Source organism: Bifidobacterium sp. M0353, assembly GCF_016100645.1.
Lineage (GTDB): Bacteria > Actinomycetota > Actinomycetes > Actinomycetales > Bifidobacteriaceae > Bombiscardovia > Bombiscardovia choladohabitans.
This window is the reverse complement of sequence record NZ_JACFSB010000001.1, coordinates 90,820-103,053: the sequence shown is the minus strand read 5'-3', so window position 1 is coordinate 103,053 and position 12,234 is coordinate 90,820. Positions and strand designations below refer to the sequence as shown.

Below are 12,234 nucleotides of genomic sequence, written 5' to 3'. Positions count from 1 at the left end.
TCACCGCTCCTGCCTGCCAAATGGATTGCGCCTATAGGCCATTGCCGCATGATGCCTGACAATCAGAGCCGCAAGGATGATGACCGCCAACGTCATGAGAATTCCGAGGCAGATGACCAGCACAAAAAGCAATCCGTTCTCACGTATGTATTGCCACCAGTCTGAAGCGACGACCACATCCTGATAGGTAATCAAGGATATGTTGCCCGCCGCATCTTCGGTCCTGACCGTCACCGTGTGCCTATGAGCATCCGCCGGCAGATCAATGGACTGCGCACCTCTGAGGAGCTCATCACCAGACCACCGTCCTTGTGTCCTGCCATCCACATCAATCCGTGCGGAGCGGACTTTCATGTTATCCTTGGCATCTATTCCCACACCATGCCGTTGCCCGTAGTACACTCTGTTAGAGGCAATGCCCAGAGCTGAGACTGTTGGAGCTTGCGAATCCACTGCGAAGTTCACCGAGGCATCCCCCTTGCGCTTCGCATCCTTGTGCTGCATGGTATTCTCGGACAGATTCCCTGCTCGATCAGTGGATGTGAACATCAGGCGGTAATAGCCGTCGCCCTTAAATAACCTGGCAGGAATTTCATAGGTTCGTTTGCTCCATCCACTGTCGCTATCGTCGACAATCCGATAATCGGATCCAGGAACAGCATGGATGCTTCCGTCCTTGGCCAACCTGATGGCTGACTTACCCAGATCAATGCCGCTGACATTCAGCTCGGTGACTTCGATAGGCACCGCCTTCTTCAAATACGCACCCCTGACCGAGGACGTTCCCGCTGAAAACAGGTAGGTCGAGCCAAACCTGTTGACCGAGAAGGTCTTGCTTACAGATGTGGAATTACCGGCCATGTCTTCGCTTGTTGCAGTCAGCGTGTACACATCGTCGTTTGCTACCTTGCGCTTGAAATCAGGAATATCGACCGTTCGGGTGTTATCTTCCTCATGCTCGTTCGGGTCCAAGTCCGCGGATTTGACCTTGCCCCGCCTGTCCCCGACAAGCGCATAGGTCGTTCGGCTCTGATCCATATTCGTGTCAGCGACCTGTATTCGTGGCGCCACCGTGCCCGCATAGGCTGTCTTGTCCTCCACTTTTTCGATATGAAGATCGGGCTTGGTCATATCGATGACGAATTCCGGCTCCTTCACCGCCTCCGCAGTATTTCCGGCCAGATCAGTGGCATTGGCCTCGAGCGTGTAATGATACTCACCCTTGAACGATACCTGCTGGACCAGGGTGTACTCCTTGGGATCTCCTGCATACGACCAGCCATCACCTGAAGAAGCCGGAACCTCATGGCCGGCGTCATCCTTGGCCGATGTCGTTACCGTCGATTCCCCCCTGCTGAAATTACGCTCCACCAATTCGATGGTGGCCACTCGGGGAGCCTTATAGTACATGCCATTTTTAGAGTCATTGTTGTCGAATTTCAGTGAGAGCACCGGCCTGGTTGTGTCGATGACGAATTCATCATGGAATGCAACCGCTTGGTGTTCGCCTGGGTCGGTCAACGAGGCATCGACGGTCCAATCTCCATCACTCTCACAGGCCAGCTTTGCCAGATAAGTGTGCTTATCGCCGCTTGGGTTTGAAAAATCCTTGGCGGCAAGTCGGGCCCTGCGACCATCAACATTTGATTCAACGATGATGCGCCCGCCGTCCTTCGCACTTATGAAATCAAAGTTCGACTCGTCTACAACAATGGTGGCCACCCTATTGGCCTTGTAATACTTGCCGTTTCTTACATCATTGTTGTCATAGGTCACAGTGATCTTCGGACCGGCAAGATCGAGGGCAGCCCCCGTATATCCCTGGGTATCGTTGACTATGTCGCTTCGATCGCCGCCATATGAATTCAGCGCATGAGTCGATGAGGGGTTGCCGGCTAAATCCTTGACGGCCATCGATGTGGTATCAAACCTGAGACGCTGGCTGTCGGCGTTCATATCGAAAGCAATGACCTCATCAGATTCGAATCGCAAGGTGGATTCAGGGGTCTGCGCATCCTTAGGGGCCAGCCAAGGGTCATACCCAAGCATAGGAGTCGCCTCATCCCCCTGGTAATCCGTAAACGACACGCTCTTCTCATCCACACCGGAAACCTGGTCTTTAACACCGTCCAAGGACACATGCAGAGGCGATGTAGGGAATATCCATTGCCATTGATGGGGGGTGGTCGCCGATAAGTGAAGACTGCCCAGCTGGGGACCCGTATAGTCAATGACGAATTTACGCTGTGCTGCAGCGAACCGGCTGCTGTCGCACTGGAGGCCAGCATAGGATAGCGTCAACTCATACACCCCTTCATGGGGACTGTTCTGGTTGGCGGAAGAACGGGGAACCCGATATCCTCGGAACACCCAGGTGTCCGGACTCGCGGAGTCAGGAACCCAGGCGTCTGGTTCGAACGACACTGCGTGGAATGGTGTCGGAGCGGCCGGACTGACGGAGCCATGGAAGAAATTCTTATTGCTCTCGTCGCCGACAGCCTGATACAGCGGGAACCACCTGTCTTTCACCTTGAAGTCGACAAGCGCTTCGCCTCTGAAGTAGTATGCAGGATTCGTGGAAGCGGGATTGGACTCGGCCTGTCTAAGTATTATCTCAGCCGTCCTCTGATTCTGAGGGTTGTCGATCACCAGGGCATCGTAGGCTTCATTGAAGCCTCCGGCATCAGGGTACTTGTTGACCAACTCGTCGAGGCTGACTTTCAGCACATTCCGCGCCCGGTCACCATCACCGCTATTGACCGGATGCTCTGCCCAATCAGCAACAGTCAGCACGATTTTCGACAGATCGTATAAACCTTCGTCTTTCAGATCGATCTTGAACCAGCCGGATTCATCCACCGGTAAAGTCATGTTCCTTGCAGCAGAGTCGCCAATGGCATTGCCCTGCAAATCGGTTGGAGCAGGCATGGAAATCTGGACCGTGCCATGGCAGGTGCCCGCAGCGCAATTCCCGGCAATACCTGATGCTCCCTCCTGCGAGGCTCCCGGGACTTCATCAGCACCCACCTGCTCCTTTGGCAGAAGATCCTGAACCCTGAACCGGATATGATTTTGTCCGGGACTGGTCACAATGGTCTTATGGGAACCCTTGATAGGGAATCTACGGATTATCTTCAATCCGTCACCACGCGGACCCTCAAATCCATCTGCCACAGGAGCGTTGGTATCGATACCGAACTGAGTCCTTGAGGAAGCGAACCAAGCAGGCATGATATCCGCATTGAGCACAAAGGTGTATTTACCATTGGTCGGATAGGTTCCGCTAGCTCCATTGATCTGCTCGACACTGTCGGCACAGGCCAGACTCCACGTCCAGTTTTCGTCGCGATTCTCAGTTATGTTGGATTCCTCCACCTTGCAGGCCGTCTTGGCCTCGTTGGACCCATTTGGCAGATCATCGCGCCAATATTTCAATACGCCGACATTTCTGCGGGGATCATTGGCCAGCGTATGGAGGTAGTAGGCCAAATACTGGTCTTTGGTCTGCACGGCCAAGCGGACATCTGAATTGAAATAATACCTGTCCAGTCCACTGCCGGAGGGGGCAGGCGGCACAGCACCTGGCTTCCTGGGAGCGTCGGAGGAACGACTCGCAACCGCAATCCTGGGCTCCCCGATTGTTTCATAGCTGACATCAATCAGAAGTTTGCCAATCATTGCATTCGTGTCAGGAGACTTGGAGCGATCCGTCTGCCCACTCTTGAGGGGGAAGAGGTCATCTTCATTGCCGGCTTTATCAACGACTTTGGCCTCTATGGCGCTGAAATCGTAATATCCGGAGGATCGAAAATCAACGTCATAGTATTCGCCCTGTTCATCAGAACCTGTGGAGATAGAGTAATCACAGTCGTCATCGTTCCGAACGCCGGTGTCAGCGGAGCACTGTTTCAACGGAACCGGAGTCCGGGGATTGCCTTGACTATCGACACCGTCATAACGGTTCCCTTTCAACATGAGCCTTGCCAAGCCGGAGGCGAAGGGATCGCTGGGACCGTCATTCCTGATTCGCTGCGGGTATTGTTGGTCGCCATTCGAATTGACGATTGGTCTGGATGGAAGAATATCCTTGGCCCTCAGCCTGATGACGCGATCCTTGAAGGCCATGACTCCGTCGGAAACGGGGAAATCAACATCTCCAGGGTGTGATTCAAGACCGTGGGACAAATAGCTGGCTGAGGTCAGCATAGGCTTTTCAGTGTCATAAATGAATGAAAGGTAGTTGTGATCCTGCCCGGCATCCGCTGGATGCAGATAACGGGCGAGCTCCTCTTGGGGGCGGGCCTCATAACGGGCATTGGAATTGTATGGCGGCCTGCCCAAATCGGCTTTACATGATTGATTGAGCACCTTCCAGACCCCTGAGTGATCCCCATGGCCCTTGTCGATTCGAGTATCTCTTTGCGAGTATGAGTCGTGGCGCCCGCAAGGAAAGCTGGCAGGAGGCAGATGATTGGGGTCATCGGCCTGGTCATGCTGAGGAATCCGACTTATGGTCATGGGAGCAAAATCGGCATTGGGATTGGCCTTCTTGTGGTTGTTGAAGGCAATGTTGACTACACGGTCCAGCCACGGGTCGCGTGACGAAAGAGATATTGCGTCAACTTTGCGGAAATAGCCAGAAAGCGGGTCGGCCTTCGGAACCCCGGATACCCATAGTCTGAGGCTTCTGTCAGATGTTGAATCCACAATTATGGAATCGGGATGTTCAGCAAAATCGATATCCTTGCCTTCGCTATCGACCGCAGCCATACTTATGGAACTGAGCGTTTCCGAAAAGTCTCCGCTGAGGCTTTCGGCCTTCTCGCCCTCCTTGTCCGAAGTTAATGTATAGCTGAATTTCAGCCGACACTTGTCCAACGAATATTCCTGGCCATCATGGGAGTTGCCTCCGCCATCGGTGTAACTAAGCGTATAGGTCCGGGAAGGCTGTTGTCCGGGATCGTCGCTTTGCAGGACCGGACATGGTCCCTTGCCGGAGATACTGATGCCTTCGATTGCCAGCGAGCCATCGTTTGAAGATTGCCAATCGACACCATCCGCCGAACGCGGAGTGATAGTCAACGTAACAGAACGCGGCCCTGCGGCAATCCATGTTTTTCCGTCTGTAAGGTCATCTTCGGACTTCATCTGCCGATAAGTCATCGATACGGATATGCGGTCCTTGGCGCTCTTCTTCTCCGCCGCCAAGGCACGGGTGGGGAGCAATAGCTGCCATACGAGCAAGGTGAGACAGAACAGAACTGAAAAACTCATGATGCAGCAGAAGACCTTTATCGCCTTAGTGCTTTTTACGGACTCCACCATGGTGTCAAAACCTTTCTGCAAGCGTGGTTTGGGCCTCATCATCGCGAGCGCTGGTTTCGGCATGCTCATGGCCGATCAGAGAGGTCTGCTGTTCGTCATCATCAACCCCTGATGATTGAGCGCCCATTTGCCCGGATTCCGATGATGTATCGGCCGAATGCACCACGAATTCGACCGGATGCTCGCGGGAAGATGCGAAATCCTGACTGTTCCCAATTCCTGGGTTGAAACTCAGATCGCCAGTCTGCAGTTGTGAGCCGGCCATTGCCCATGTACCTGCCCTGGCTGTGCGCATCTGTTCAATTTCAGTAGCCGCGCTGCGGCCAGTAAGGGCATCCCGCACCTGGCGTATATGCAGGACCCTATAGAGCACAATCGCGGCAACCACCAGAACCAGGGCAACCGCCAGAAATACCAGAGCCAGCATTCTCCAGGACCAGGTGCTCATCGCTTATCCCCCTTGATATCCACAAAGGCGTTGTCTATAGAGGCGTGCACCCGTTTTGAGGATTCATTGGCCTCGTTTTTTCTCTCGTCAAGCAACGCAGTCGTAGGGGTTACCGAGGCGGCCAAGGAGATAGACCGATCCGCCAAGGCATTCATCTGATCCTTGCCGATGCCATCCGCTCTGAACTTCCTTGGAAAGATCTGCAAGGCGTCCAGCGTCAGATTGGCGGCCTCCAATCGAATAACGTCATTGCTTTCATGACGGGAAGCATCCAGCAATTGTTGCAAGCGTCTTGCATACGGTTTGTATTTGCCGGCATCCGATCCCTCATTGATGAGTGGAACGATTTGCGTATTGAAATCTGCCATGCCTGCGTAGATATCCGCGAGTTCAGCCTTCTTGTAATCCTTGTTCTTGGCTGCCTCATGCATCCAAGGAGAGGCCGCCCTGATGCGTTCCATCCTCATTGATTCCTGATCCGTCATAGCGGAGCCTGAGGCTGTTTTCGCTTCTTCAGGCACCTTGAAGTAGTACCAATACAGCTTTCCTGTTTCATAACACAATCTCGACCAGTCCTCGGAATGTTTACGCAGAGAATTGCTGTGCTCTGTGATTACAGCATTGAATGTGCGCTCCTCTTGTGAATCGAATGCACCGTCTGCCGTATACAAACTGATCAACCCCATATACGGGTCGACAGAGTCCGGTTTGATGGAGGCAGCATGGACAAAATCGTTTTCGGCTCTAGCGCTGACCGTTGTCTGAGCGGCTTGGTCCATCCAATAACTGAAGTCGCCATTGCGCGTTTTATACACCATGCCCAGCGAACATGCCGAAAGCCCAAAACAGACCGCTGAAGCAATTATGACAGCGATGAACGCACGCCATTTCCTGGTGAGCGCTTGACGATGAACCTCATCAACCTCCTTGTAATGTCTCAATGCATAAGCCATCTGAGCACAGTTCTGGAATCTTGCCTCAGGGTTTGTCTGAGTCGCGACAGATATGATCTCTTCAAGGCCAGCGGACAAGGAGGGAACGATGTCCCGGATTGGTTTGAACGATCCAGAACGCGGGTGTACGCCTGTCAGCAGGTTGTATAGTGTCGCACCCAAAGCATAAATGTCGGTGCGCTGATCCACGTGACCTGTCTCGCTGAATTGCTCGGGAGCACCATAACCTTGCGTGCCCAACTGCCTGTCGTCTCCGATCAGTGAGGACCGGTCATCATCAGATCCCATTTCAATGGCAATGCCAAAATCTATCAGTTTGATGGCTCCGTTTGGAGTTACCATAACGTTCGATGGCTTCATATCCCGGTAAATGACCGGGGGCTTCCGGCTGTGCAGGTAGTTAAGTGCATCGCAGAGCTGGATGCCCCAATCAGCTACACGGTCTTCGGGCTGGGGTCCCTCGTTTTTAAGGATATCCGCGAGCGTCCGGCCCTCCACATAGTCCATGACGACATACAGCGTGCCATGGTCATCGATCAGATCAACGATCCGAGGAATAGCCGGATGGTCCAAGCGCTTGATCATATTGGCTTCAACGGTGATGCTCTTGATGATCATGTCCCGCTTCACGGGATCGGTTACCTGTCTGATCTCCTTGACAGCCCATTGCTTGTTCAATGATGTATCCAGTGCAAGATAGACAGTGGACATTCCGCCCCTGCCTATCTGCGTCAAGATACGATACCTCCCGCCGATTACCGTATTCTCAGCAGCCACATCTCTCTCCAGCTATTGCACGTATTTTGAGTTATTGACCAACTTCGTAACAGAAACCGCATTGTTCAGGAATCAGCCACAGTCCCGATCCCGACATCAATGTGGAATCAAGCCGACCCCTCAATCCTCAACAAGGTTTCTGATTCCTGCGGAGGACGCATGCACGCGAACATCACAGTCTGGCAAGCCAAGATTGTTTATTCCGCTGGCAAGTACACATCCGACAGACTGATTCTCATAACACAACAACGAGCCATTGGAGAGAGGCAATCGCGGTTCCTTCTGATCATGGCTAATGAGAAGGAACCGCGATAGGCCTAGACAGCTCCATCGCCTGCGATGTCTTGTCTTAGAGACAAGAATGCCAGAATGCACCTATACACGTCTTAAGCAACTATGCCCCACCTGCTAACACACCCGCAGGCGCAAAGGCGCATATTTCCCTCGCAGACAGAGGTTCTATTGCAAAGAACTGGCCAGCTGGCTATCCAGATCAGACAGCGACTGCTTGGTCTTGTTCAGGAAGTCCTCCATGCCGTTCAAACCATCGACGGTCTGGGTGGCTCCTTTTGTGAATTCCTCATAAGACTGCTGGAAAGCGCCGGAAGCACGGTCCGTCACGAATCCGCTTGCGACAAGGGCATCAATCTTGCTCTTCAAGGCATTCAATTCGGAGACGAGGGTATCGTGCCCATTCTTCAAATCGTTGACAGCGCCGTCCAAATCACCATAAGTAACCGATACATTTGCCATAGCATTCCCTCCTATGCACGAATCAGCTGAAAGATACCGCCAAAAAACAATCAGCTTCCTCAACCAACAAGAAAAGTTTATCACTGACCGGGCATTTCGCCTAATCGAGATGGCAGTCGAATCCGCAAAATCGCAAATATATTGGTTTTTATGACCCGACTGCCTTTCGGAATCCCGCCGATGTTGTTACCACATCTGCCGGGCTATCGCTATGTCCGCATTTTGGACAGATGGACCACTTCGTCCGTGTGCTGCATGAGCAGGAGGCTCCTTCACGCCCGGTAGCCGTCAAGGCAAGCGCCTGCAGCCATGATGCCCATGAACTCTTCTTGAGAAAGAAGCAGGCCATCGATCTGGGAGTGAGGATGGCGAGTGCCCTCTACATCGCCCGCACCGGCTGGCATCATCCACCGCAATGCCAGCCGGAGAGAGCCCATGAGACAAGTCGGGGCAGGTCCCCGTCTGGTTACCCTCCAATCAATCCGCAATGACAGCCAAGCAGGGAACATCTGGAATCCGCGGAAATCCAAGAAGATGATTAAAATCCAGTGACGGACCATGGATATCAGGAAGACCAGAGCCACAAACCAGCGGGAGGATTCAGCCAACAACAAGCAACGGTTTGCGCCCATCTGCTGCGCCCGGTGGACGTGGCTGGAGAAGGGGCAATGGCACCGTTGCTTGCTTTCAGGACTGATTCAGATCAGCCCGGCAGCTTTCATGCCCTTACGGGTGAGACCCACCTGACCCTCATCGGAACCCAGATCGGACAGCCTCATGGCAGTCTGATCCAGCCTGCCGGGCGCCTTCAAAGCGGCCCTGGCCATTCAGCGCCTGGACCAGCAGGACCAGACACACAGCCAACCGCCGGTAGGTGTCCATCTCGATGTGCAGACCGGTCCGTCCAGGCACATCATAGAAAATGATCAGCCGCTCAGCCGACTCGCACACCAAACGGAAGCGGGCCACCATCCCATCCCGGGAAAGCCACGAACAGTAGGGCGTCGGCCCCATCTGCCACCAGAGTCCAGGCCAGGTTGGCGGCTGCCCCGTAATCCACGGATCCGTCCTTGTTCATGGACGTGATCATGGCGGGGATCACCCGTCCGAAGGGGCAGGAGGAAGCAGATGGGACGCTCTTGCGGATATCAGAACAGGTAGTGGTCCAGGCCCACGGTCAGTCCGGGAATGCTTCCAGCACGGCGGACTGCCAGGAGAACTCCGGGCATGAAGGAGACACGCTCGAAGCTGTCTGCACGGATGGTCAGCTGCTCGCCGGGATTGCCCATGAGGATCTCCTCGTGCGCGTTCAGTCCCCGCAGCCGGACGGCATGGACGTGGACACCGTCAACCACCCGGCCCCTGGAGGGATCAGGTTGTTGGGTCGCGTCAGGCATGGGACCCATGCCAGCCTGGCGACGGGCTTCGGCGATTGCGGAAGCGGTTCCCAGAGCAGTGCCGGAGGGGGCGTCGACCTTGTCGGGATGGTGCAGCTCGACCACCTCGGCCGACTCGAAGTAGCGGGCTGCCATGGCTGCGAACCGGTCGGCCAGCACTGCTGAGATGGCAAAGTTGGGAGCGATGAAGACGCTGAGTCCGGGATGCTCGTCCAAGGTCTGCCTGACCTGGTCCAGGCGCTCCTTGGTCCACCCGGTGGTACCGATTACGGAGTGGACCCCTTGCCCTATCAGGGTCAGGGTGTTGCCCAGGACGGCATCAGGGCTGGTGAAGTCGACCGCCACATCCGTATTGCTCGGATTGATGGCAGCCGGATCGTCATCCGGACCCAGCAGCAGGGCCGTCTGCATATCCTGCGCGCCCTTCAGAGCACGCACCACCTCGGTTCCCATGCGTCCGCCTGCGCCCAGCACCGATACGCGGATCATCGGCTGCCTCCTTCTTGCCTAATTCATTTCACTGTGCATTTTCGGTCTTTTCCACGACCATACCCCTCCTGCGGCTCCTGGCCCAGCCCAGCAGAGCCAGAGGAACAGCGCAGCAGGTGACCATAGCCGGAATGCTCATGCCACCGTGGGGCCCGAACTGATCCAGGGCGACACCGGCCAGGGTGGATCCCAGTGAGGTGCCGATGGATCCGCCGGTGGACAGCCAGGAGAGTCCCTCGGTCAGGGCCCGGGCATCCACGTTCTCGCGCACGATCAGGTTGCCGGTGGCGAAGATGGGCGAGACACACAGGCCGGTCAGCACCTCGGCCAGACCCAGCAGGACCAGGTTGTCCATGACCAGGCGGAAGACCACGTAGCCCAGGGTCAGCAGCACCAGGAAGGTCGCCAGATAGCGCCAGCGGGATCCTTTGAGCCTGACCGAGCCGAAGATCAGAGCCCCGCAGAGGGAGCCAAGGGCGAACAGGGCCAGCTGCAGGCCCACAGCACCCTCGCGGCCCATGGACTTGGTCAGGGCGGTCACCGAGACGTCCACCGCCGAAAAGCTCATGTTGAAGACGACGAAAATCACGACCAACAGGAGGATGCCCGGGTAGACCAGAGCCGAGCGGGAGCCCTGGTGGCTGTCAGCATCACTCGGCAGGACGTCCCCGTGGGCATCCACCGGGGAATGATCCGCCGCAGACTGGCTGACGGCCTCCATGCGAACGACGGCCGGAGGCTCGGTCGAACGCATGGCGAAGAAGGTCAGTCCGCCGATCAGCAGGGCCAGGGCAGGCAGGTAGAGTTGGGAGACCGGGCTGACCGAGGTGGCCAAGTAGGCGGAGAGGATGGGCCCCAGGATGAAAACGCACTCGTCCAGCCCCGACTCCAGGGCATAGGCGGTGTTGAGCAGGTTGGTCTTGTCGTCGCGCAGCACCCAGGCCCAGCGGGTGCGCACCAGGGCTCCGAAGGCGAACTGGGTCAGGCCCATCAGGGCCGCCAGCACAAAGAGCACACCCAGGGGAACCCGGCGCATGGCACCCACGGCAAATCCCAGGATGGCCAGAGCCTGCACGATCAGGGCGGTCACCCCGACCCGACGTTGGCCGAACCGATCGAACAGGCGGGCGTAGAAGGGGGTGACCAGGGCCGCGCAGAGCGTGTAGACGGCACTCATCAGACCGGCCGAGGTCCAGTTGTCATAGATGTGGTTCAAGGCCAGTACAATGCCCAGACCCATCATGCCCAGAGGCAGGCGGGCCAGAACGGCCGACAGGCAGAAGCCGGCGGCGCCAGGGTAGGTGAACAGGCGCAGGAAGGGGGATTTAGCGGCCGCCATGATCACCGTCCTTGCCCAGCTGGTCGCTCACACGGCCGGCATAGATGAAGATGTCGTCGATTCCCTCGAAGAACTGCGGGTCGTCGGAGGGGTCGCGCCCGGCGAAGGCGGCATGGTCCCGCCCCTTGAGCTCGGCCAGCCGCTCCATGCCCTTGTGGTCGTAGAAGCCCACATCGCAGGAGGAGTCCGTATGCAGGTAGAAGCGCTCGATGCCCGCCTGGTCCAGATGCTCCAGGGTGTCCCGCCATAGCGCGCCGCCCACGCCGCGTCCCCGGGCACGGCTGGAGACCAGGAAGAGCCTCAACTCGGCCTGGGGCGGGACGGCCAGACCGCACTTCTCCTCGAGCTTGACCTCGGTCAGCTGCCACTGGCGGGCCCGGTCCAGGGTCTGGGCGCCCAAGGTCGTGGCAGACAGCTGCTGGTCCACCTTCTCCAGCTCCGCTTGGGCCTGGGGGAAGCAGGGTTCGCCGCGCCCCTCGGCCAGCAGGGTCACCCCCAGGAAGTCCTGCCCATCGACGGCTATCCGGGCCCTGGTGGCACCCACCAGGTAGTGCAGGATGAAATGTGCGGCGCTCAGCCGGGACACGGTCCCCTCGGGATCCTCCTGAACCTTCCAGGTGGCGTCGAAGGTCCCCACCAGGTCGGGCATATCCGCCCAGACCATGGGTCTTATTGCCACGCTCCCCTTCCGCCGGGAGGCCTGGTCGTGATTACTGGACGTAGTCATCTGTCTCATTGCTCCATTCGGGCGTG

The 12,234-nt window shown here is 56.4% G+C and carries 10 protein-coding genes; all 10 read right to left on the bottom strand.

Features of this window, described 5'->3' with window-relative positions; all coding sequences use genetic code 11:
- Positions 1 to 5,325: an Ig-like domain-containing protein gene (locus H3V04_RS00340; RefSeq protein ID WP_198186835.1), complete on the bottom strand. Its 5,325-nt coding sequence runs from the start codon at positions 5,323 to 5,325 to the stop codon at positions 1 to 3.
- A gap of 4 nt (positions 5,326 to 5,329) precedes the next feature.
- Positions 5,330 to 5,752 (bottom strand): hypothetical protein, encoded by a 423-nt coding sequence (locus H3V04_RS00335; protein WP_198186834.1) that lies wholly within the window; start codon positions 5,750 to 5,752, stop codon positions 5,330 to 5,332.
- A gap of 17 nt (positions 5,753 to 5,769) precedes the next feature.
- Positions 5,770 to 7,503, bottom strand: coding sequence for a serine/threonine-protein kinase (locus H3V04_RS00330; protein ID WP_198186833.1), 1,734 nt, complete (start codon positions 7,501 to 7,503; stop codon positions 5,770 to 5,772).
- Between the two features lie 459 nt (positions 7,504 to 7,962).
- The gene (locus tag H3V04_RS00325) at positions 7,963 to 8,256 is read right to left on the bottom strand and encodes a WXG100 family type VII secretion target (RefSeq protein WP_029677804.1); all 294 of its coding nucleotides are present in this window, start codon (positions 8,254 to 8,256) and stop codon (positions 7,963 to 7,965) included.
- 272 nt (positions 8,257 to 8,528) lie between these two features.
- Positions 8,529 to 8,663, bottom strand: coding sequence for a hypothetical protein (locus H3V04_RS10380; protein ID WP_269748856.1), 135 nt, complete (start codon positions 8,661 to 8,663; stop codon positions 8,529 to 8,531).
- Positions 8,664 to 8,954: 291 nt separating this feature from the next.
- Positions 8,955 to 9,083: a hypothetical protein gene (locus H3V04_RS10465; RefSeq protein WP_373564685.1), complete on the bottom strand. Its 129-nt coding sequence runs from the start codon at positions 9,081 to 9,083 to the stop codon at positions 8,955 to 8,957.
- Between the two features lie 107 nt (positions 9,084 to 9,190).
- Positions 9,191 to 9,346 carry a hypothetical protein gene (locus tag H3V04_RS10460; RefSeq protein WP_373564624.1) on the bottom strand — a complete coding sequence of 52 codons (156 nt, stop codon included), beginning with the start codon at positions 9,344 to 9,346 and terminating at the stop codon, positions 9,191 to 9,193.
- Positions 9,347 to 9,404: 58 nt separating this feature from the next.
- Positions 9,405 to 10,142 carry a 4-hydroxy-tetrahydrodipicolinate reductase gene (gene dapB / locus H3V04_RS00315; protein WP_198186832.1) on the bottom strand — a complete coding sequence of 246 codons (738 nt, stop codon included), beginning with the start codon at positions 10,140 to 10,142 and terminating at the stop codon, positions 9,405 to 9,407.
- 28 nt (positions 10,143 to 10,170) lie between these two features.
- Positions 10,171 to 11,481 (bottom strand): sugar MFS transporter, encoded by a 1,311-nt coding sequence (locus H3V04_RS00310; protein WP_198186831.1) that lies wholly within the window; start codon positions 11,479 to 11,481, stop codon positions 10,171 to 10,173.
- Positions 11,468 to 12,208 carry an N-acetyltransferase gene (locus tag H3V04_RS00305; RefSeq protein WP_198186830.1) on the bottom strand — a complete coding sequence of 247 codons (741 nt, stop codon included), beginning with the start codon at positions 12,206 to 12,208 and terminating at the stop codon, positions 11,468 to 11,470. Before H3V04_RS00305 ends, H3V04_RS00310 begins: the two co-directional genes overlap by 14 nt.
- Between the last annotated feature and the right edge of the window lie 26 nt (positions 12,209 to 12,234).